Source organism: Pseudorhizobium banfieldiae, from assembly GCF_000967425.1.
GTDB classification, from domain to species: domain Bacteria; phylum Pseudomonadota; class Alphaproteobacteria; order Rhizobiales; family Rhizobiaceae; genus Neorhizobium; species Neorhizobium banfieldiae.
The window spans coordinates 1,422,126-1,443,310 of sequence record NZ_FO082820.1 but is presented as its reverse complement, the minus strand read 5'-3'; the positions used below and the strand labels follow the sequence as shown (position 1 = coordinate 1,443,310).

Genomic DNA, 21,185 nt, shown 5'->3' with positions numbered 1-21,185 from the left:
TACCTCAGAGTCCGGTGGAGACGTCGATGGTCTGGCCTTCGACCAGCGTGACGACGGCCTTCTTCACGTCCTTCTGCTTGCCAATAAAGCCGCGGAACCGCTTTACCTTGCCCTTGCGGACCAGCGTGTTCACGGCCTTGACCTTCACACCGAACAGCGCCTCGACGGCAGCCTTGATTTCCGGCTTGGAAGCATCCTTGGCAACGTTGAAGACGACCTGGTTCTGCTCCGATACCAGTGTCGACTTTTCGGTGATCGCCGGCGAGACGATCACATCATAGTGGCGAAGATCGGTCACTTGAAACGCTCCTCTAGAGCTTCCACCGCAGCCTTGGACAGCACGAGCTTGCCTCGACGCAGGATGTCGTAAACATTGATGCCCTGAACCGGCAGAACATCGACGTTCGGGATGTTCTGGGCGGCGAGCTTGAAGTTGTTGTCGAGTTCGGAGCCACCGATGATCAGCGCATTGGTGAGGCCGAGCGACGCGAACGAACCGACAAGCGCCTTGGTCTTGGCTTCGGCAGCAACCAGATTGTCGATGACGATCAGGTCTTCAGCCTTCAGCTTGGCCGAGAGGGCGTGGCGCAGCGCCAATGCACGAACCTTCTTGGGAAGATCGTGAGCATGGCTGCGGACGACCGGGCCGTGAGCCTTGCCACCGCCACGGAACTGGGGAGCACGAGCGGAGTGGTGACGAGCGCGGCCCGTACCCTTCTGCTTGTACATCTTTGCACCGGTGCGGGAGACTTCCGAACGGTTCTTGATCTTGTGGGTGCCCTGCTGCTTCTTGGCAAGCTGCCAACGAACCATGCGGGCGAGAATGTCTTCACGGGGGTCGAGGCCGAAGATCTCATCCGAAAGGGAGACCTTGCCAGCGTCTTTACCCTCGAGGGTCTTGACGTTGAATTCCATGTGCTTGGCTCCCTTACTTCGCAGCCGACTTGACGGCGTCGCGAACAACGATCCAAGCGCCCTTGGAGCCGGGGACGGCACCCTTGACGAGGATCAGGCCGCGGCCTTCGTCGGTAGAGACAACTTCGAGGTTCTGGGTGGTGACGCGCGTCTGGCCCATGTGACCGGCCATGCGCTTGCCCTTCCAGACGCGGCCCGGATCCTGGTTGGAACCGGTCGAACCATGCGAACGGTGCGAAACGGACACACCGTGCGTGGCCCGCAGACCGCCGAAGTTGTGGCGCTTCATGGCGCCGGCAAAACCCTTACCGATCGAGGTACCAGTTACGTCCACCAGCTGGCCGGCTTCGAAGTGCGAAGCCTTCAGCTCGGTGCCGACATCGATCATGTTGTCTTCGGAAACACGAAACTCGACGAGCTTCGACTTCGGCTCGACTTCGGCGACGGCAAAATGGCCGCGCAGCGCCTTGGTCGTGTTTTTCACCTTGGCCGTGCCGGCACCCAGCTGAACAGCCGTGTAGCCGTTCTTTTCCTTGGTGCGATGAGCAACGACCTGGCAGTTTTCCAGCCGCAATACCGTTACCGGGATATGTTCCCCAGCGTCGTTGTAGACGCGGGTCATTCCCACTTTCTGTGCAATTACACCCGAACGCATCGGTTCAATCCTTCTCACTCAGCTCGAGGCAGCAGCCTCAGAGCTTGATCTCAACATCGACACCAGCGGCGAGATCGAGCTTCATCAGCGCGTCTACCGTCTGCGGTGTCGGATCTACGATGTCGAGGAGGCGCTTGTGCGTGCGCATCTCGAACTGCTCGCGGCTCTTCTTGTCGATGTGGGGGGACCGGTTAACCGTAAACTTCTCGATTCGGGTCGGAAGCGGAACGGGGCCCCGGACACTAGCACCGGTGCGCTTCGCCGTCGACACGATCTCGCGCGTGGAAGCGTCGAGAATACGATGATCGAATGCCTTCAGGCGAATGCGGATATTTTGGCCGTTCATTCGACGTTATCCTTGTTCTTCGTTAGCCACATGCACGCAATACGGCACGGGTTTTTCTTTCACCTAAGGCGGACCACCGGTTTCAAAGATCGAAGGGGACACCGGGGCGCGGGATCCCTTTCCACTCTCCGGGCCGATTGGCCCACCTTATTGTTGATTGCAGTTCCCTGCCCCATTCGAAGCAGGGGCAAATCGCGCTCGCGCGCCATTTGCTACATTTTCATGTCATAAGCAAGTCGCCACCGGCGTCTTGCTTAAAGATTCTGCCACCAAAGGCGCAGAGCAGCCCTGCGCCTTTGGCAAACCATTACTCGATGATCGATGCGACGATGCCGGCGCCGACGGTGCGGCCGCCTTCGCGGATGGCGAAGCGCAGCTTTTCTTCCATCGCGATCGGAACGATCAGCTCGACGTCAACCGTGACGTTGTCGCCAGGCATGACCATTTCCGTGCCTTCCGGAAGCGTCACGATGCCCGTCACGTCCGTCGTGCGGAAGTAGAACTGCGGACGGTAGTTCGTGAAGAACGGCGTATGACGGCCGCCCTCTTCCTTCGTCAGGATGTAGGCTTCTGCCTTGAACTTCTTGTGCGGCTTGACCGAACCCGGCTTGCAGAGAACCTGACCACGCTCGATGCCGTTGCGGTCGACACCGCGAAGCAGCGCGCCGATGTTGTCGCCGGCCTGGCCCTGGTCGAGCAGCTTGCGGAACATCTCGACGCCCGTGCAGGTCGTCTTCGTCGTCGGACGGATGCCGACGATCTCGATTTCCTCACCGACCTTGATGACGCCGCGCTCGACGCGACCCGTGGCAACCGTGCCGCGGCCCGAGATCGAGAACACGTCTTCGACCGGCATCAGGAACGGCTGGTCGATCGGACGCTCAGGCGTCGGGATGTAGGCGTCGACAGCAGCCATCAGCTCGCGGATCGCGTCTTCACCGATCTTCTTGTCCGAATCTTCCAGGGCAGCAAGAGCCGAGCCCTTGACGACCGGAATGTCGTCGCCCGGGAAGTCGTAGGACGACAGGAGTTCGCGCACTTCCAGCTCGACGAGTTCGAGAAGTTCTGCGTCGTCGACCTGGTCGACCTTGTTGAGGAACACGACGATCGCCGGAACGCCAACCTGACGGGCGAGCAGGATGTGCTCGCGGGTCTGCGGCATCGGGCCATCGGCAGCCGAGCAGACCAGGATCGCGCCGTCCATCTGGGCAGCACCGGTGATCATGTTCTTCACGTAGTCGGCGTGGCCGGGGCAGTCGACGTGCGCATAGTGACGGTTGGCCGTCTCGTACTCGACGTGCGCCGTCGAGATGGTGATGCCGCGCGCCTTCTCTTCAGGAGCGGCGTCGATCTGGTCATACGCCTTGAACTCGCCGAAGTACTTCGTGATCGCTGCCGTCAGCGACGTCTTGCCATGGTCAACGTGACCAATCGTGCCGATGTTGACGTGCGGCTTCGTCCGCTCAAACTTGCTCTTTGCCATTTCCGGCTCTCCGTTCTTTAGCCCCTTGCGGGAGAATGTTCTATGGGTTCAGAGGGATACCCCGGTCACTTCTGACCGGAGTACTTTGCCTGGATTTCCGTTGCCACGTTGGACGGGACCGGAGCGTAGTGGTCGAACACCATCGAGTACTGCGCGCGGCCCTGGCTCATGGAGCGCAGGCTGTCGACGTACTTGAACATGTTCGCAAGCGGCACGTGCGCGTTGATGACAATCGCAATGCCGCGCTGTTCCTGGCCCTGGATCTGACCACGACGGGAGTTCAGGTCGCCAATCACGTCGCCGACGTAATCTTCCGGCGTGACAACCTCAACCTTCATCATCGGCTCGAGAAGCTGGGCACCAGCCTTCCTGGCTGCTTCACGGAAGCAGGCACGTGAGGCGATTTCGAAGGCAAGAACCGAGGAGTCGACGTCGTGGAAGGCACCATCGATGAGGGTCGCCTTGACGCCGAGCATCGGGAAGCCAGCCAGCGGACCAGAGGACAGGACGCTCTCGATACCCTTCTGGACACCGGGGATGTATTCCTTCGGAACTGCACCACCGACGATCTTGGATTCGAAGACGAAATCTTCGCCGTCCGGGTTCGGTTCGAAGACGATCTTGACGCGGGCGAACTGGCCGGTACCACCGGACTGCTTCTTGTGCGTGTAGTCTTCTTCCGTCTGGCGTGTGATCGTTTCGCGATACGCAACCTGCGGAGCACCGACGTTGGCTTCTACCTTGAACTCACGACGCATGCGGTCGACGAGAATGTCGAGGTGAAGCTCACCCATGCCGGCGATGATCGTCTGTCCGGATTCCTGGTCGGTCTTGACGCGGAAGGACGGGTCCTCAGCTGCCAGACGGTTGAGCGCGAGGCCCATCTTTTCCTGGTCGCCCTTGGACTTCGGCTCGATCGCGATCTGGATGACCGGCTCGGGGAACTCCATGCGCTCGAGGATAACCGGCTTCAGGGGATCGCAAAGCGTGTCGCCCGTCGTCGTTTCCTTGAGACCAGCCAAGGCAACGATGTCGCCTGCAAAGGCTTCTTCGATGTCTTCACGGCTGTTGGAGTGCATCTGCAGCATGCGGCCGACGCGCTCGCGCTTGTCCTTGACCGTGTTGAGAACCGAAGAGCCCTTCTCGAGCTTGCCGGAGTAGACACGGGTGAAGGTCAGCGAGCCGACGAAGGGGTCGTTCATGATCTTGAACGCCAGCATCGAAAGCGGCTCGGAGTCGTCAGCGTGACGCTCGATCTCAGCTTCGGTCTTGAAGTCGATGCCCTTGATCGCCGGAATGTCGAGCGGCGACGGCAGGTAGTCGACAACCGCGTCGAGGAGCGGCTGAACGCCCTTGTTCTTGAACGCGGTACCGCAGAACATCGGGTGGAACTTCACGTCGATCGTGCCACGGCGAACGAGTGCGCGGATCTTGTCGTTGTCCGGCATGTCGCCGTTCAGGTAGGCTTCCATCGCTTCTTCGTCGATCTCGACAACCGTCTCGATCAGCTTCTCGCGATATTCCTCGGCCTTTTCCTTCATGTCGTCCGGGATCTCGACGACATCCCAGGCAGCGCCCAGGGACTCGTCGCGCCAGACGAGCGCGTTCATCTCGATCAGGTCGACAACGCCCTTGAAGTCGCTTTCAGCGCCGATCGGCAGCTGCATGACAACAGCCGTCGCGCCGAGGCGGGTCTTGATCATCTCGACCGAGCGGTAGAAGTCGGCGCCGGTCTTGTCCATCTTGTTGCAGAAGATCATGCGCGGAACATGATACTTCTCGGCCTGGCGCCAGACGGTCTCCGTCTGCGGCTCTACGCCGGCATTGGCGTCCAGCAGGGCGATCGCACCGTCGAGAACGCGCAGCGAACGCTCGACTTCGATCGTGAAGTCGACGTGGCCGGGGGTGTCGATGATGTTGAAGCGGCGCATCTTGCCGTCGCGACCCTTCCAGAAGGTCGTGGTGGCAGCGGACGTGATCGTGATGCCGCGCTCCTGCTCCTGCTCCATCCAGTCCATGGTGGCTGCGCCATCGTGGACTTCGCCGATCTTGTGCGACTTGCCCGTGTAATACAGGATACGCTCGGTCGTCGTGGTCTTGCCGGCGTCGATATGCGCCATGATACCGAAGTTTCGGTAGTCTTCGATTTTATATTCGCGAGCCATAGGACTGCCTTTCGAAATTCGATCGGATGAAGATTACCAGCGGTAATGCGAGAAGGCGCGGTTGGCGTCGGCCATCTTGTGCGTGTCTTCGCGCTTCTTGACGGCGCTGCCGCGGTTGTTGGCGGCATCCATCAATTCACCCGAGAGGCGATCGATCATCGTGGTTTCGTTGCGCTTGCGGGCTGCGGCGATGAGCCAGCGGATCGCAAGAGCCTGACGGCGCTCCGGCCGAACATCGACCGGAACCTGGTAGGTTGCACCACCGACGCGGCGCGAACGGACTTCGACATGCGGAGCGACGTTGTCGAGAGCCTGGTGGAAGATTGCCAGGGGCTCCTGCTTCGCCTTGTTCTGCACGGAGTCGAACGCACCATAAACAATGCTTTCAGCCACGGACTTCTTGCCGTGGAGCATGATGGCGTTCATGAACTTGGTGACGACCAGATCGCCGAACTTCGGGTCCGGGTTGATCTCACGCTTTTCTGCACTGTGACGTCGGGACATACTTCTCGTCTCTCAAGAGTTGCAGGCGCTTTATCACGCGGAGAACCTCGCGCAGCGCCGAATAGAATGAAATCCGAAGGATTACTTCGGACGCTTGGCACCGTACTTGGAACGGCGCTGCTTGCGGTTCTTGACACCCTGGGTATCGAGGACGCCGCGGATGATGTGGTAGCGAACACCCGGCAAGTCCTTGACGCGGCCGCCGCGGATCATGACCACGGAGTGCTCCTGAAGGTTATGCCCCTCGCCCGGGATATAGCCGATGACTTCGAAGCCATTCGTCAGGCGGATCTTGGCGACCTTACGCAGAGCCGAGTTCGGCTTCTTCGGGGTCGTGGTGTACACGCGGGTGCAAACGCCGCGCTTCTGCGGATTCTCCTGCAGAGCAGGAACCTTGTTGCGCTTTACCTGTGCCTGACGCGGCTTGCGGATCAGCTGGTTTACGGTAGGCATATAACCATCCCTTGCAAAATCTTCTTCCAAGCCCTTTCGGGCCAATCTGATGCCGTCTCCGGCGGCGACACACACATTCATGCGCAAAACGTGGCCCTATCCGAAATCCGGATGGACCACAGAAGGCAGAGGACGCATTCCTCATGCGTCATGCGTGCAGCATTCGTGTCTTCAACGTGCGTCTGGAACCGCGTTTGAGACGTACTCCGGGACGAGTCGTTCCGGACGGACAAGCCTCACGTCGCTTCCGATGGTGGGGCGTTTACTGTTTTAGCCCCTCCCCGTCAAGACCGAGGCGGAAAATAATGGCTTTCAGCCCTTCCAAGCGCCGGTCGACGACATAAAGTTAAGACTTCACCCCGCATTGCGCAAGCGAGTGGGCGCAGTCCACCTTCGATACTTTGCGAAGCCCCGCGATGCGCCTACCATCCAGCCAACGGGGACTCAAGGTGAGTCCCGCCCGACAAGTACCCAACGGAGTTCAGTATGGTGACCGCCCCCGACAACGATAACAATCTGGAAGGACCAATGGTGTTCATCATCATCGGCAAGGCCTATGAGAGCAAAGACATGCAGGGTATTGACCTGCACATCATGCTGCAGGCGCCGGATGACGATTCCGCCGTACGCGAGGCGCTGAACGCCCTGTCGGAAGAGGGTTTCGTGGAAGCAGACCTGGACCAGATCGGCGTGCTGCAGGAAGTGCCGCTCGAAGAGCCGCACGCTTCCGCCTATCAGGGTGCGCTCGAGGGCGAAGTTGCCATTATCCGTTTTGCCCCATGAATCAGGAGCACCCGCCGGCGCGCCGGCGGGTGCTCAACTCATTCAAGCAGCATTTTCCCTTACTGGGAGGACGGGATGATGCTGATTGGCCTCGGGGTTTCGGCCGTCTCGGCCGGAAGGATCGGATAGGTGATTTCCGGAACCCTGCCTGTCAGCGAATTGAGGAACGCCACGATCAGGTCGATTTCCTCATCGGCGAGATTCTCGCCCAGTTGCGATTCACCCATAATCGCGACCGCCTGCTTCAGATCCCATACCTTGCCTGAGTGGAAGTATGGCGCGGTAACGGCGATGTTGCGCAGGGGCGCTGCGCGGAAGACGTAGGAATCGTCCGCCGTTTCCGTGACCATGAAGCGCCCTTGTCGTTCTCCGGGAGAACATCGGCGCCCGGTCTTTCGACCAGACCGAAGGGATAGTAGCCCTCACCACCGACGTTGATGCCGGCATGGCACGCGGTGCAGCCCTTGTCGATGAACAAGGACAGCCCCTGCTTGGCTTCCGTCGTCATCGCATCGTTGTCGCCATTCAGGAAGGCATCGAAGGGTGCAGGCGTGATGAGCGTCGCCTCGAAGGCTTCGATCGCCTTGGCAAAGTTGTCGAAGGTGACCGGATCTTCCTCATCCGGAAAGGCCGCCTTGAACCAAGCGACGTAGTCGGGCATCGACTTCAGCATCGCAATGACGTTGTCCGGCGTGTTGGCCATTTCGACTCCAGCCTGGACCGGCCCCTTGGCCTGGGCCTTGAGATCGTCGGCGCGGCCATCCCAGAACTGGGCGATGTTGAAGACCGCGTTCAGCGCCGTCGGCGAGTTGCGCGGGCCCTTCTGCCAGCCGTGGCCGATCGAGGTCTCAAGGTTATCGTCCCCGCCCGTCGCCAGGTTATGGCACGAGTTGCACGAGAAGACGCCGGATGCCGAGACGCGTGGGTCAAAGAACAGGGCCTTGCCCAACTCGATCTTTTCCGGGGTGATCTTGTTGTCCCTGACCGAAGGAATCGTCGAAGGCAGGGGTTTGAACAGTTCGAGCGCGGTTTCCCTCAGATCTTCGGGAACCGGCTCGGCTGCGATTGCGGCTGTCGCCAGCAAGACGCCAAGGGCGACCGACGACATGAGCTTTTTCATTTGAGTCTCCGTTCTTGAGTGAACATGACTCAATCTAGAAGGCTTCCAAGGTAGCGCCTTGCCATAGGTCAACACTTCAGAGGTCGCTAATGCTCCATCGGCTCCAGAATGCGAAAACGCCCGGATGAACCGGGCGTTTTTTGTTCTTCAAACAGGTGATTACAGCACCGATCACTCGGCGGGCGTGTTCTCGCCCGACAGTTCCTGCAGCATCGGCGTTGCGGCCGAAGCACCCGAGCTCTTGCGGCGCTCCTCGAGGATGAGGTCGTCGCGCGAGGTGGCGATACGGCGGATCTGGGTCATGGTGCCGCCCGTACCGGCCGGGATCAGGCGGCCGACGATGACGTTCTCCTTCAACCCCTGCAGCGTATCGGTCTTTCCGGCGATCGCAGCTTCCGTGAGAACCTTGGTGGTTTCCTGGAAGGATGCGGCCGAGATGAACGACGGCGTCTGCAGCGATGCCTTAGTGATGCCGAGCAGGACAGGTTCGCCCGAGGCCGGCTTCTTGCCTTCCTCGACCAGCTGATCGTTGACGTCGTCCAGTTCAATCCGGTCGACATTGTCACCGACGATATACTGACTGTCGCCTGCATCGGTGATTTCCACCTTCTGCAGCATCTGACGGACGATGACCTCGATGTGCTTGTCGTTGATGACAACGCCCTGCAGTCGGTAGACTTCCTGGATCTCGTTGACGAGGTAGGAAGCCAGAGCTTCCACGCCCTTGATCGCCAGGATGTCGTGCGGCGCAGGATTGCCGTCGAGGATGTAATCACCCTTCTCGATGTAGTCGCCATCCTGAAGGTGGAAGGGCTTGCCCTTCGGGATCAGGTATTCGACCGGCTCGACACCGTCTTCGGCAGGCTCGATCATCACGCGACGCTTGTTCTTGTAGTCGCGGCCTAGGCGGATCGTACCATCGATCTCTGCGATGATGGCGTGATCCTTCGGGCGACGAGCCTCGAACAGTTCGGCAACGCGCGGCAGACCACCGGTGATATCCTTGGTCTTGGCGCTTTCCATCGGAACACGCGCAAGGACGTCACCCTGGCTGACCTTCTGGCCCGGCTCGACGGACAGGATCGCGTCGACCGACAGCATGAAGCGGGCTTCGCCACCACGGGCGAGCTTCATGATGTTGCCGGACGCATCCTTGATGACGATCGCAGGCTTCAGGTCGGTACCGCGCGGCGTCGACCGCCAGTCGATGACCTGACGCTTGGTGATGCCGGTCGATTCGTCGGTCGATTCGGAGACGGAGATCGAATCGACCACGTCTTCGAACTGAACGGTGCCTTCGACTTCCGTCATCATCGGGCGGGTGTAAGGATCCCACTCGGCCAGACGCTGGCCGCGCTTGACCTTGTCGCCATCGTCGACGAACAGCTTGGAGCCATAGGCCACGCGCTGCGAAGAACGCTCAACCCCGCGCTCGTCCAGAATGGTGATGGCCATGTTGCGGCCCATCGCCACCAGAACACCTTCCGAATTGCGGAGGATGTTGCGGTTCTTGATCTGGACGGTGCCCTCGTAGGAGGCTTCGAGGAACGACTGGTCAACAACCGTTGCCGTGCCACCCAAGTGGAACGTACGCATGGTGAGCTGCGTGCCCGGTTCACCGATCGACTGTGCAGCGATGACGCCGACGGCCTCGCCCATGTTGACCGGCGTACCGCGTGCAAGGTCACGGCCGTAGCAGACAGAGCAGACGCCCGTCTGGACTTCGCAAGTCAGCGCCGAACGGATGCGGATCGACTGGATGCCAGCCTTCTCGATCTCGATGACATCGGGCTCGAGGATCATCTTGCCGGCATCGACGATCCGCTCACCCGTGACCGGATGATCGATGTCGTCAAGCGCCGTACGACCGAGGATGCGGGCTCCCAGCGACGCCACGACCTGGCCGGCATCGACGATGGCCGTCATCGTGAGGCCCCTCTCGGTGCCGCAATCGACCATGTTGACGATGCAGTCCTGCGCGACGTCGACGAGACGACGGGTCAGGTAACCGGAGTTCGCCGTCTTCAAGGCGGTGTCTGCGAGACCCTTACGGGCGCCGTGCGTCGAGTTGAAGTACTCGTTCACGGTCAGGCCTTCCTTGAAGTTCGAGATGATCGGCGTCTCGATGATCTCGCCCGACGGCTTGGCCATCAGGCCGCGCATGCCGCCCAGCTGGCGCATCTGGTTCGGAGAACCACGAGCACCCGAGTGCGACATCATGTAGATGGCGTTCATCGGCTTCTGGCGGTTGGTTTCCGGATCGAACTCGACAGCCTTAATGCGGGCCATCATGTCTTCGGCAACCTTCTCGGTCGCCTTGCCCCAGGCGTCGACGACCTTGTTGTACTTCTCGCCCTGAGTGATCAGGCCGTCGTTGTACTGCTGCTCGTATTCCTTCACCAGAGCTTCAGTGTCACCGACGATCTTCACCTTGGTTTCAGGGATGATCATGTCATCCTTGCCGAAGGAGATGCCGGCCTTGCAGGCATTGGTGAAGCCGAGCTGCATGATGCGGTCGCAGAAGATCACCGTGTCCTTCTGGCCGCAGTGACGGTAGACCGTGTCGATCATCTTGGAGATGTTCTTCTTGGTCATTTCCTGGTTGCAGATGTCGAAGGGTACGTTCGGGTTCTTCGGCAGAAGCTCACCGATGATCATGCGGCCAGGGGTCGTCTCGTAGATCTTCGAGACGGGCTTGCCGTTCTCGTCGACCGTCTTGAAGCGGCCCTTGATCTTGGCGTGCAGGGTGACGACCTTGTTCTCCAGAGCGTGATGCAGTTCGCCCATGTCAGAGAAGGCCATGCCTTCGCCCGGCTCGTTCTGGTTCTGGATCGACAGGTAGTAGAGGCCGAGAACCATGTCCTGCGACGGAACGATGATCGGCGCGCCGTTCGCCGGATGCAGGATGTTGTTCGTCGACATCATCAGCACGCGGGCTTCGAGCTGGGCCTCGAGCGACAGCGGCACGTGAACGGCCATCTGGTCACCGTCGAAGTCGGCGTTGAAAGCCGTGCAGACGAGCGGGTGCAGCTGGATTGCCTTGCCTTCGACCAGGATCGGTTCGAAGGCCTGGATGCCCAGGCGGTGCAGCGTCGGTGCGCGGTTCAGGAGGACCGGATGCTCGCGGATGACCTCATCAAGGATATCCCAGACTTCCGGCTTTTCCTTTTCCACCAGCTTCTTGGCCTGCTTGACGGTCGAGGAGTAACCCTTGGCGTCGAGGCGGGCATAGATGAACGGCTTGAAGAGCTCGAGCGCCATCTTCTTCGGCAGGCCGCACTGGTGCAGCTTCAGTTCCGGACCGGTCACGATGACGGAACGGCCGGAGTAGTCGACGCGCTTGCCGAGAAGGTTCTGGCGGAAGCGGCCCTGCTTGCCCTTGAGCATGTCGGAGAGCGACTTCAGCGGACGCTTGTTGGCGCCGGTGATGACGCGGCCACGACGGCCGTTGTCGAACAGCGCGTCCACAGATTCCTGCAGCATGCGCTTTTCGTTGCGGATGATGATGCCCGGAGCGCGCAGTTCGATCAGGCGCTTCAGACGGTTATTACGGTTGATGACGCGACGATAGAGATCGTTCAGGTCAGACGTCGCAAAGCGGCCGCCATCGAGCGGGACCAGCGGACGCAGGTCCGGCGGGATCACCGGCACGACCTTCATGATCATCCATTCCGGACGGTTGCCGGACTCAATGAAGTTCTCGACGATCTTCAGCCGCTTCATCAGCTTCTTCTGCTTCAGATCCGACGTGGTATCGGCAAGCTCGGAGCGCAGATCACCAGCGATCTTGTCGAGGTTCATGGAGGCGAGCATCTCGTAGATTGCCTCGGCACCGATCATGGCGGTGAACTGATCTTCGCCGAACTCGTCGACGGCGATCATGTACTCCTCTTCGGAAAGAAGCTGGTTCTCCTTCAGAGACGTCAGGCCCGGCTCCGTCACGATGTAGTTCTCGAAATAGAGAACGCGCTCGACATCCTTCAGCGTCATGTCGAGCAGCGTCGAGATGCGCGACGGAAGAGACTTCAGGAACCAGATATGGGCAACCGGAGCGGCGAGCTCGATATGGCCCATGCGCTCGCGGCGAACGCGCGACAGCGTGACTTCAACGCCGCACTTTTCGCAGATGATGCCCTTGTACTTCATGCGCTTGTACTTGCCGCACAGGCACTCGTAGTCCTTGATCGGGCCAAAGATGCGGGCGCAGAAGAGGCCGTCACGCTCGGGCTTGAACGTACGGTAGTTGATGGTCTCCGGCTTTTTGATTTCGCCGTAGGACCAGGAGAGAATCTTCTCGGGGCTCGCGATCGAGATACGGATCGAATCGAAGTGCTGTGCCGGCACCTGCGGGTTGAAAAGATTCATGACCTCTTGGTTCATGCCTATCTCCTTACGGGGCAAACGCCCTCAACTTGCGATCATGACCTTCCCAATTCCCGGGACGGAAAGTCTGTCGCTCAAAATGGTCATAGCCGCAGAATGCGGCGAAACTTCCCCTGCCCTTTCAGCTCTGGCCGAACGGGAAGAGAGCGGCGCGCGCCAGCCTGTAGCGCGCGCCCTGTCGGAGATTATTCGGCCGCGTCCGGCAACTGGCCTGCCTCGGCGTCAACCTTCGAGTTTTCAAGCTCGACGGAGAGGCCAAGCGAGCGCATCTCCTTGACGAGAACGTTGAAGCTCTCCGGAATGCCGGCCTCGAAGGTGTCGTCGCCGCGGACGATCGCTTCGTAGACCTTGGTACGACCAGCCACGTCGTCCGACTTCACGGTCAGCATTTCCTGCAGCGTGTAGGCGGCGCCGTAAGCCTCGAGAGCCCAGACCTCCATTTCCCCGAAGCGCTGGCCGCCGAACTGCGCCTTGCCGCCCAGCGGCTGCTGGGTCACGAGCGAGTACGGACCGATCGAACGGGCGTGGATCTTGTCGTCCACGAGGTGGTTCAGCTTGATCATGTACATGTAGCCGACGGTCACCTTGCGGTCGAAGGCCTCACCCGTACGTCCGTCGTAGAGGACGGACTGGCCGGACGAATCGAGGCCTGCCTTGCGCAGCATGTTCGAAACGTCAGCTTCATGCGCACCATCAAAGACCGGAGTGGCGATCGAAACACCGCGCTTGGACTGCTCGGCGAGCCGAACGAGCGAGTCATCGTCGAAGCTTGCGACTTCGTCGTTGGCCACGCTGGCATACACGTCCTTCAGCTCACGCTTCAGGTCGCTGATGTCGTTCGACTTCTTGTATTCCTCGAGCATCTCGCCGATGCGCTTGCCCATGCCGGCGCAAGCCCAGGCGAGGTGCGTCTCGAGGATCTGGCCGACGTTCATGCGCGACGGCACGCCGAGCGGGTTCAGGACGATGTCGACATGCGTACCGTCTTCGAGGAACGGCATGTCCTCGACCGGAACGATGCGCGACACGACGCCCTTGTTGCCGTGACGGCCGGCCATCTTATCGCCCGGCTGGATCTTGCGCTTCACAGCGACAAAGACCTTGACCATCTTCATGACGCCCGGAGGCATTTCGTCACCGCGCTGGACCTTCTCGACCTTGTCCATGAAGCGCTGTTCAAGGCGCGACTTGGATTCATCGTACTGTGCCCGCAGAGCTTCGATCTCGCCCTGGACCTTCTCGTCCTCGACGGCGAACATCCACCACTGCGACCGCGGGTACTCCGAGACGACGTCGTTGCTGAGCTCGACGCCCTTCTTGAAGCCCTTCGGGCCTGCGACCGACTTCTGGCCACGCAGCATGTCGATCAGACGACCGTAGACGTTACGGTCGAGGATCGCCTGCTCGTCGTCGCGGTCCTTGGCGAGCTGCTCGATCTCCTCGCGCTCGATCGCCATGGCGCGTTCGTCCTTCTCGACGCCGTGGCGGTTAAACACACGCACTTCGACGACGGTGCCGAAGGTGCCCGGCGGCATGCGCATGGAGGTGTCGCGGACGTCCGATGCCTTCTCGCCGAAGATGGCGCGCAGAAGCTTTTCTTCCGGCGTCATCGGGCTTTCACCCTTCGGGGTGATCTTGCCAACGAGAATATCGCCCGGCTGCACCTCGGCACCGATGTAGACGATGCCGGCTTCGTCGAGGTTCTTCAGCGCTTCTTCCGATACGTTCGGAATGTCGCGGGTGATTTCTTCCGGACCAAGCTTGGTGTCACGCGCCATCACTTCGAATTCCTCGATGTGGATGGAGGTGAACACGTCGTCGGATACGATGCGCTCGGAGAGCAGGATCGAGTCTTCGTAGTTGTAGCCATTCCAGGGCATGAACGCGACGAGCGCGTTACGGCCGAGGGCCAGATCGCCGAGGTCGGTCGAGGGACCGTCCGCGATGATGTCACCCTTGTTCAGAACGTCACCGACGTCGACCAGCGGGCGCTGGTTGACGCAGGTGTTCTGGTTCGAACGCTGGAACTTCTGCAGGCGATAGATATCGACGCCGGAACGGCCGGCCTCGAGATCTTCCGTGGCGCGAATGACGATACGGGTCGCATCGACCTGGTCGACCACGCCGCCACGACGGGCAGCAATGGCAGCACCGGAGTCACGCGCGACGACCGGTTCCATGCCGGTACCGACGAACGGAGCTTCGGCGCGAACCAGCGGCACGGCCTGACGCTGCATGTTCGAGCCCATGAGGGCGCGGTTGGCGTCGTCGTTTTCCAGGAACGGAATGAGAGCGGCGGCGACCGAGACCAGCTGCTTCGGCGAGACGTCCATCAGGTTGATGGTGTCGCGCGGGGCAAGCATGACTTCACCGGCATGACGGCAGACGACGAATTCCTCGACGAAGGAGCCATCGCTTGTCAGTTCCGCATTCGCCTGGGCAACGTAGTACTTCGCCTCTTCCATGGCCGAGAGGTAAAGCACGTCGTTGGTGACCTTGCCGTCGACGATCTTGCGGTACGGGCTTTCGATGAAGCCGTACTTGTTGACGCGGGCGAAGGTCGCAAGCGAGTTGATCAGACCGATGTTCGGGCCTTCCGGCGTCTCGATCGGGCAGATACGGCCATAGTGGGTCGGGTGAACGTCGCGAACCTCGAAGCCTGCACGCTCACGGGTCAGGCCACCCGGGCCAAGAGCCGAAAGACGGCGCTTGTGGGTAATTTCCGAAAGCGGGTTCACCTGGTCCATGAACGGCGACAGCTGCGAGGAGCCGAAGAATTCGCGGACGGCGGCAGCAGCCGGCTTGGCGTTGATCAGGTCCTGCGGCATGACGGTGTCGATCTCGATCGACGACATGCGCTCCTTGATCGCACGCTCCATGCGGAGCAGGCCGAGACGGTACTGGTTCTCCATCAGCTCGCCGACGGAACGAACACGACGGTTGCCGAGGTTGTCGATGTCGTCGATCTCGCCCTTGCCGTCACGCAGCTCGACCAGCATCTTGACCACGGCCAGGATGTCTTCCTTGCGAAGCGTGCGGACGGTGTCCGGAGCGTCGAGGTCGAGACGCATGTTCATCTTCACGCGGCCAACGGCGGAGAGGTCGTAGCGCTCCGCATCGAAGAACAGCGAGTTGAACATGGCTTCGGCCGATTCCATGGTCGGCGGCTCGCCCGGACGCATGACGCGGTAGATATCGAAGAGCGCTTCCTGACGGTTCTCGTTCTTGTCCGCGACGAGCGTGTTGCGGATATAGGCACCGACGTTGATGTGGTCGATGTCGAGGATCGGGATCTCGGTAAAGCCGAGGGCCATCAAGTCCACCAGGTTGCCCTTGCGTTCGCCGGACTTGGCATCGACTGCCATCTCCAACTCTTCGCCGGCTTCCATGTAAACTTCGCCCGTTTCCGGATTGACGATGTCTTCAGCAACGAAGTTGCCGACGAGGTCTTCGTCGCTGGCGCGGAGGGCCTTCAGACCCTTGTCGGTCAACTGACGAAGGAGGCGCGGCGTGAGCTTCTTGCCGGCTTCCACGACCACTTCGCCGGTGTCGGCGTCGATCATGTCGGACAGAGCCTTGGCGCCCTTCAGCGTCTCGGGCTGGAACGGAATCCGCCAGCCGTCGCCATCACGGACGTAGTCGGACTTCGTGTAGAAGGTCGACAGGATCTCTTCGCCGTCCATGCCGAGCGCCATCAGCAGCGACGTCGCCGGAATCTTGCGGCGGCGGTCGATACGGGCGTAGACGATGTCCTTGGCGTCGAACTCGATGTCGAGCCAGGAGCCACGGTACGGAATCACGCGGGCGGCGAAGAGCAGCTTGCCGGAAGAATGGCTCTTGCCCTTGTCGTGGTCAAAGAACACGCCAGGCGAACGGTGCATCTGCGAGACGATGACGCGCTCGGTGCCATTCACGATGAACGTACCGTTGTCGGTCATGAGCGGCATGTCGCCCATGTACACGGACTGTTCCTTGATGTCCTTGATGGACTTCGCGCCGGTATCCTCGTCGATATCGAAGACGATCAGACGCAGCGTCACCTTCAGCGGCGCGGCATAGGTGAGATCGCGCTGGCGGCACTCCTCGACGTCGAACTTCGGCGGCTCGAATTCATAGGAGACGAATTCCAGCATGGAGGCGCCGGAAAAGTCGGTGATCGGGAACACCGACCGGAAGACTGCGTTCAGACCTTCGTCCGGACGGCCACCTTCTGGCTCTTCCACCATGAGGAACTGATCGTAGGACGCCTTCTGGACCTCGATGAGGTTCGGCATCTCAGTGACTTCGGGGATCTTACCAAAAAACTTGCGTACGCGCCTGCGACCATTGAACGTAAGGGTCTGAGCCATCGTCGCTCCTTCAAAAATGCATCCGGGCCTACAACGGACGGGATTCGCTGGCCAGTCGATCCCGTCAACATGGGTGTCAAACTCGTCCCGCTTTTCGAACTGCCGGCCGGATTGCCGAGCCTTTCGAACGGGGACCATCCTCTTGAGAACCCATTACCCAAAAGCCGTTTCACGGGCTTTTGGGTAATAAGTTCAGGGGAATGAGCGATGGGAGAGGACTGTCGTCCCCTCCCGCCGTATTCCGATATTACTTAACGTCGACCTTGGCGCCGGCGTCCTCAAGCTTCTTCTTGAGGTCAGCAGCTTCAGCCTTGGAAACGCCTTCCTTGACAGCCTTCGGGGCGCCTTCGACGAGGTCCTTGGCTTCCTTGAGGCCGAGGCCGGTGATGCCACGGACTTCCTTGATGACGTTGATCTTGTTGGCGCCGGCATCCGTGAGGATGACGTCGAACTCGGTCTTTTCTTCTTCGGCTGCAGCCGGAGCAGCACCACCGCCAGCAGCAGCAACAGCTACCGGAGCAGCGGCAGAAACGCCCCACTTTTCTTCGAGCATCTTGGACAGCTCAGCAGCTTCCAGGACGGTCAGCGAGGAGAGGTCTTCAACGATCTTTGCGAGATCAGCCATTTTCATATTTCCTTTTGTGTTCGGTTCGAACTGGTTCGATGATTACAGCGAAAAACCGCCTTACGCGGCTTCGTCCTTCTTTGCGTAGGCCCCAAACACGCGAGCAAGCTGAGCTGCCGGTGCCTGAACAACCCCAGCGATACGCGTTGCCGGCGTCTGGATCATGCCCAGCAGCTTTGCGCGCAGCTCGTCCAGCGAAGGCAGGGTCGCAAGCGACTTGACTGCATCGGCGCTGAGCGTGGTTGCTCCCATGGAGCCGCCCAAGACAACGATCTTGTCGTTGGTCTTGGCGAAATCCATGACGACCTTCGGAGCGGTGATGGGATCTTCGCTGTAAGCGATGAGCGTCTGACCCTTGAACAGGTCCGACATCCCTTCCGACTCCGTGCCCTGAAGAGCGATCTTGGCCAGACGGTTCTTCGCGACTTTGACGGTGCCGCCAGCAGCGCGCATCTTCGAACGAAAATCGTTCATCTGCGCAACTGTGACACCAGCATAGTGGGCCACGACAACCGAACCGGAAGCCTTGAAGACTTCGTTCAGCTCCGTGACAAATTCGCGCTTTTCCGCTCTTTCCACTGTCTGTCTCCAGTTGACGGGACCGCAATCCTGCAGGCCCCATCGGTTTGCCTTTGCCCCAAGGGATCTCTCAATCAAGATCCCAAGCGACGCTTGAGGATCCTGTCCCCTCGCACTGTCGCCGAAGCGGCTCCAGGCACAAGGCACACAAGGCTCGAACCGAACATCCAGACGCGATGTCTGCGATGAAATCCGTTCTTACCCGTCTCATGCAGGCAAAGTGATTAAGGACGAACCACCTGCAATCTCGGACAGGAAATCCAGGTTTCCCTGGACATTCCCGGCCCCTAAGGACCGGGAATTCTTTGCCGGAGCCACAAGCGGCTCCGCTTGTTCGTCTTAGGCCGTAACCGTCGACGGATCGATCTTGACGCCCGGACCCATGGTCGAGGAGATCGCCACGCGCTTGACGTAGTTACCCTTGGCGCCGGCGGGCTTTGCCTTCATCACGGCATCAGCGAAAGCCTTGATGTTCTCTTCGAGCGCCTTGGCGTCGAAGGAGGCCTTGCCGATGCCGGCATGGACGATCCCAGCCTTCTCGACACGGAACTCCACGGCGCCGCCCTTGGAAGCCTTGACGGCCCCTGCGACATCCATCGTGACCGTACCGACCTTCGGGTTCGGCATCATGCCGCGCGGGCCGAGCACCTTGCCGAGACGGCCGACGAGCGGCATCATGTCAGGCGTGGCGATGCAGCGATCGAAGTCGATCTTGCCGCCCTGGACGATTTCCAGCAGGTCTTCCGCACCGACGATGTCGGCACCGGCAGCCTTGGCTTCATCAGCCTTGGCGCCACGGGCGAAGACGGCGACGCGCACATCGCGGCCCGTGCCGTTCGGCAGGTTGACCACGCCGCGGACCATCTGGTCGGCGTGACGCGGATCGACGCCGAGGTTCATGGCGATCTCGATGGTTTCGTCGAACTTGGCGACTGCCCGTTCCTTGACGAGGGAAATCGCATCCGACAGCGCGACCAGCTTGGTCGGATCGATGCCTTCGCGGATCTTCTGAATACGCTTTGCGAGCTTAGCCATGATCAAGCCACCACTTCCAGGCCCATGGAGCGGGCGGAGCCCTCGACCATTGCCATTGCGCCTTCGATGTCGGCTGCGTTGAGATCCTTCATCTTGGCTTCGGCGATCGTACGCACCTGGGCCTTGGTGATGGTGCCGGCCTTGCCGCCCTTGCCGGGCGTCTTCGAACCGGACTGGATCTTCGCTTCCTTCTTCAGCCAGTAGGTTACCGGCGGCTGCTTCATCGCGAAGGTGAAGGACTTATCCTGGTAATAGGTGATGACGCACGGAATCGGCATCCCCTTTTCCATTTCCTGCGTGGCGGCATTGAACGCCTTGCAGAATTCCATGATGTTAATGCCACGCTGACCAAGTGCGGGGCCAATCGGCGGGGACGGGTTTGCCGATCCTGCCTTGACCTGCAGCTTGAGCTGGCCTGCAACTTTCTTAGCCATTTCTCTCTGCCTTTCTACTCTGACCGGTGTCCCGGCCAATGACTGCCGGCAAGGCCGGCGGCTGCGGTTGCGTGGTCGGATCGGTTAAGGCCCGGCTTCAGGCCGCCGTCTCCCACGCGGTTCGGAGAGTTGCCCCTCCTTGCGATCAGACCTTCTCGACCTGACCGTATTCCAGTTCAACCGGGGTCGCGCGACCAAAGATCGAAACCTCGACCTTGAGGCGCGAGCGCTCCTCGTCGACATCCTGCACGGTGCCGTTGAACGAGGCGAACGGACCGTCGGATACCCGAACCTGCTCGCCGATCTCGAAGCTGATCGAGGACTTGGGACGCTCGACGCCTTCCTGGACCTGGCCCAGGATGCGCTCGGCCTCGAAATCCGGGATCGGGACCGGCTTCGAATCGGACCCGAGGAAACCCGTCACCTTCGGCGTGTTCTTGATCAGATGGTAGGCTTCGTCGGTCAGGTTCGCCCGCACCAGCACATAGCCGGGGAAGAACTTGCGCTCCGAATCGACCTTGCGGCCGCGACGGACCTCCACCACCTTCTCGGTCGGCACCAGGATCCTTTCGAACAGATGATCAAGGCCCTTTTGGCGCGCCTTGTTCTCGATGTCCTCGGCAACCTTCTTCTCAAAATTCGAATATGCGTGGACGATGTACCAACGCGCCGCCATCTTCATCTCCACAATCAATTGCCGATGTTCAGCACAAGGCCGATCAGCCAGCCGATAAGCTGGTCAGCAGCAAAGAAAAACAGCGCAGCGAATATGACCATCAGTAGGACCATCGCAGTGGAGATCATCGTCTCCCGGCGCGAAGGCCAGGTAATCTTGGAGGCCTCGGAGCGAACCTGCTGCAGAAACTGTACTGGGTTGGTCTTGGAAGCCATCGATGTCCACGCCATTACGGCACGTAAAGCTGATCTCGTTCAGCCCCACGCACCGCGTGTCTGTTTTGCCCTACATAGACTCCCATTCCCGCTTTCACAAGAGGGAATCGATGTCCGATGAAATTCGCCAGCCGCACGACCGACAGCCCCGCCCTTCGACGCCGCCGCGACGGTCCGCGCAGCGGAAGGACTGGCAGGGGCAGCCGGGCTTGAACCGACGACCTGCGGTTTTGGAGACCGCCGCTCTACCAACTGAGCTATACCCCTTGATCATCCCCGCGACGCATCGTGCCGCCGGAACAGGCGGGTTAATATTCAACTTGCGTGGCAATGACAAGCATTATTCGCGGCAAAAAGCCCCTGCCCCGGACTTTCTTCCCTGGCCCGAGGTCACCGCCCGGTGAAGCACCTCGCGCGGCCCGCCCCAACGAAAAAAGCCCCGCCGTTGCTGGCGGGGCTTTCGTA

Annotated in this window: 17 protein-coding genes, 1 tRNA gene and 1 pseudogene; 1 reads left to right on the top strand and 18 read right to left on the bottom strand. The window is 60.3% G+C overall.

Annotated elements, in window-relative coordinates; genetic code table 11:
* Positions 1–4: 4 nt before the first annotated feature.
* From NT26_RS07120 to rpsL, 8 genes are all read right to left on the bottom strand, one after another.
* Positions 5–298 (bottom strand): 50S ribosomal protein L23, encoded by a 294-nt coding sequence (locus NT26_RS07120; RefSeq protein ID WP_052638122.1) that lies wholly within the window; start codon positions 296–298, stop codon positions 5–7.
* Positions 295–915 (bottom strand): 50S ribosomal protein L4, encoded by a 621-nt coding sequence (rplD, locus tag NT26_RS07115; protein WP_052638119.1) that lies wholly within the window; start codon positions 913–915, stop codon positions 295–297. Before rplD ends, NT26_RS07120 begins: the two co-directional genes overlap by 4 nt.
* Before the next feature lie 13 nt (positions 916–928).
* Positions 929–1,570 carry a 50S ribosomal protein L3 gene (rplC, locus tag NT26_RS07110; protein WP_052638117.1) on the bottom strand — a complete coding sequence of 214 codons (642 nt, stop codon included), beginning with the start codon at positions 1,568–1,570 and terminating at the stop codon, positions 929–931.
* Positions 1,571–1,607: 37 nt separating this feature from the next.
* Positions 1,608–1,916: a 30S ribosomal protein S10 gene (gene rpsJ, locus NT26_RS07105; protein WP_003547547.1), complete on the bottom strand. Its 309-nt coding sequence runs from the start codon at positions 1,914–1,916 to the stop codon at positions 1,608–1,610.
* A gap of 307 nt (positions 1,917–2,223) precedes the next feature.
* The gene (gene tuf / locus NT26_RS07100) at positions 2,224–3,399 is read right to left on the bottom strand and encodes an elongation factor Tu (RefSeq protein WP_052638114.1); all 1,176 of its coding nucleotides are present in this window, start codon (positions 3,397–3,399) and stop codon (positions 2,224–2,226) included.
* A gap of 65 nt (positions 3,400–3,464) precedes the next feature.
* Positions 3,465–5,564 (bottom strand): elongation factor G, encoded by a 2,100-nt coding sequence (gene fusA / locus NT26_RS07095; RefSeq protein ID WP_052638112.1) that lies wholly within the window; start codon positions 5,562–5,564, stop codon positions 3,465–3,467.
* A 33-nt stretch (positions 5,565–5,597) separates the two neighbouring features.
* Entirely contained in the window at positions 5,598–6,068 is a 471-nt protein-coding gene (gene rpsG / locus NT26_RS07090) for a 30S ribosomal protein S7 (RefSeq protein WP_052638109.1), read from the bottom strand.
* 81 nt (positions 6,069–6,149) lie between these two features.
* Complete coding sequence (gene rpsL / locus NT26_RS07085) at positions 6,150–6,521, bottom strand: 30S ribosomal protein S12 (protein ID WP_003507760.1); 372 nt, start codon at positions 6,519–6,521, stop codon at positions 6,150–6,152.
* Between the two features lie 486 nt (positions 6,522–7,007).
* On the opposite strand from rpsL, the gene NT26_RS07080 reads away from it, so the two are divergent.
* Positions 7,008–7,304 carry a hypothetical protein gene (locus NT26_RS07080; RefSeq protein WP_052638107.1) on the top strand — a complete coding sequence of 99 codons (297 nt, stop codon included), beginning with the start codon at positions 7,008–7,010 and terminating at the stop codon, positions 7,302–7,304.
* Between the two features lie 59 nt (positions 7,305–7,363).
* Here the strand turns inward: NT26_RS07080 and NT26_RS07075 are convergent.
* From NT26_RS07075 to NT26_RS07030, 10 genes and pseudogenes are all read right to left on the bottom strand, one after another.
* Positions 7,364–8,424: pseudogene (locus tag NT26_RS07075) on the bottom strand (cytochrome-c peroxidase).
* Positions 8,425–8,595: 171 nt separating this feature from the next.
* Entirely contained in the window at positions 8,596–12,804 is a 4,209-nt protein-coding gene (rpoC, locus tag NT26_RS07070) for a DNA-directed RNA polymerase subunit beta' (RefSeq protein WP_052638105.1), read from the bottom strand.
* 188 nt (positions 12,805–12,992) lie between these two features.
* On the bottom strand, positions 12,993–17,156 hold the full coding sequence (gene rpoB / locus NT26_RS07065; protein ID WP_052638103.1) for a DNA-directed RNA polymerase subunit beta: 4,164 nt from the start codon (positions 17,154–17,156) through the stop codon (positions 12,993–12,995).
* A gap of 247 nt (positions 17,157–17,403) precedes the next feature.
* A complete protein-coding gene (rplL, locus tag NT26_RS07060; protein WP_052638101.1) occupies positions 17,404–17,781 on the bottom strand; it encodes a 50S ribosomal protein L7/L12 in 378 nt (125 codons plus the stop codon).
* A 60-nt stretch (positions 17,782–17,841) separates the two neighbouring features.
* Complete coding sequence (gene rplJ / locus NT26_RS07055; RefSeq protein ID WP_052638099.1) at positions 17,842–18,360, bottom strand: 50S ribosomal protein L10; 519 nt, start codon at positions 18,358–18,360, stop codon at positions 17,842–17,844.
* A gap of 339 nt (positions 18,361–18,699) precedes the next feature.
* Positions 18,700–19,395, bottom strand: coding sequence for a 50S ribosomal protein L1 (gene rplA / locus NT26_RS07050; RefSeq protein ID WP_052638097.1), 696 nt, complete (start codon positions 19,393–19,395; stop codon positions 18,700–18,702).
* 2 nt (positions 19,396–19,397) lie between these two features.
* Entirely contained in the window at positions 19,398–19,829 is a 432-nt protein-coding gene (gene rplK / locus NT26_RS07045) for a 50S ribosomal protein L11 (RefSeq protein ID WP_052638095.1), read from the bottom strand.
* A 145-nt stretch (positions 19,830–19,974) separates the two neighbouring features.
* Complete coding sequence (gene nusG, locus NT26_RS07040) at positions 19,975–20,505, bottom strand: transcription termination/antitermination protein NusG (RefSeq protein ID WP_052638093.1); 531 nt, start codon at positions 20,503–20,505, stop codon at positions 19,975–19,977.
* Positions 20,506–20,519: 14 nt separating this feature from the next.
* Positions 20,520–20,720, bottom strand: a complete 201-nt coding sequence (secE, locus tag NT26_RS07035; RefSeq protein ID WP_052638091.1) for a preprotein translocase subunit SecE — start codon at positions 20,718–20,720, stop codon at positions 20,520–20,522.
* Positions 20,721–20,911: 191 nt separating this feature from the next.
* A tRNA-Trp gene (locus tag NT26_RS07030) sits at positions 20,912–20,987 on the bottom strand.
* Positions 20,988–21,185 lie beyond the last annotated feature (198 nt).

Excerpts from the sequence above, each read along its gene's own strand:
- rplD (WP_052638119.1), bottom strand. The coding sequence starts at position 915 with ATGGAATTCAACGTCAAGACCCTCGAGGGTAAAGACGCTGGCAAGGTC.
- rplC (WP_052638117.1), bottom strand. The coding sequence starts at position 1,570 with ATGCGTTCGGGTGTAATTGCACAGAAAGTGGGAATGACCCGCGTCTAC.
- rpsJ (WP_003547547.1), bottom strand. The coding sequence starts at position 1,916 with ATGAACGGCCAAAATATCCGCATTCGCCTGAAGGCATTCGATCATCGT.
- tuf (WP_052638114.1), bottom strand. The coding sequence starts at position 3,399 with ATGGCAAAGAGCAAGTTTGAGCGGACGAAGCCGCACGTCAACATCGGC.
- fusA (WP_052638112.1), bottom strand. The coding sequence starts at position 5,564 with ATGGCTCGCGAATATAAAATCGAAGACTACCGAAACTTCGGTATCATG.
- rpsG (WP_052638109.1), bottom strand. The coding sequence starts at position 6,068 with ATGTCCCGACGTCACAGTGCAGAAAAGCGTGAGATCAACCCGGACCCG.
- rpsL (WP_003507760.1), bottom strand. The coding sequence starts at position 6,521 with ATGCCTACCGTAAACCAGCTGATCCGCAAGCCGCGTCAGGCACAGGTA.
- NT26_RS07080 (WP_052638107.1), top strand. The coding sequence starts at position 7,008 with ATGGTGACCGCCCCCGACAACGATAACAATCTGGAAGGACCAATGGTG.
- rpoC (WP_052638105.1), bottom strand. The coding sequence starts at position 12,804 with ATGAACCAAGAGGTCATGAATCTTTTCAACCCGCAGGTGCCGGCACAG.
- rpoB (WP_052638103.1), bottom strand. The coding sequence starts at position 17,156 with ATGGCTCAGACCCTTACGTTCAATGGTCGCAGGCGCGTACGCAAGTTT.
- rplL (WP_052638101.1), bottom strand. The coding sequence starts at position 17,781 with ATGGCTGATCTCGCAAAGATCGTTGAAGACCTCTCCTCGCTGACCGTC.
- rplA (WP_052638097.1), bottom strand. The coding sequence starts at position 19,395 with ATGGCTAAGCTCGCAAAGCGTATTCAGAAGATCCGCGAAGGCATCGAT.
- rplK (WP_052638095.1), bottom strand. The coding sequence starts at position 19,829 with ATGGCTAAGAAAGTTGCAGGCCAGCTCAAGCTGCAGGTCAAGGCAGGA.
- nusG (WP_052638093.1), bottom strand. The coding sequence starts at position 20,505 with ATGGCGGCGCGTTGGTACATCGTCCACGCATATTCGAATTTTGAGAAG.
- secE (WP_052638091.1), bottom strand. The coding sequence starts at position 20,720 with ATGGCTTCCAAGACCAACCCAGTACAGTTTCTGCAGCAGGTTCGCTCC.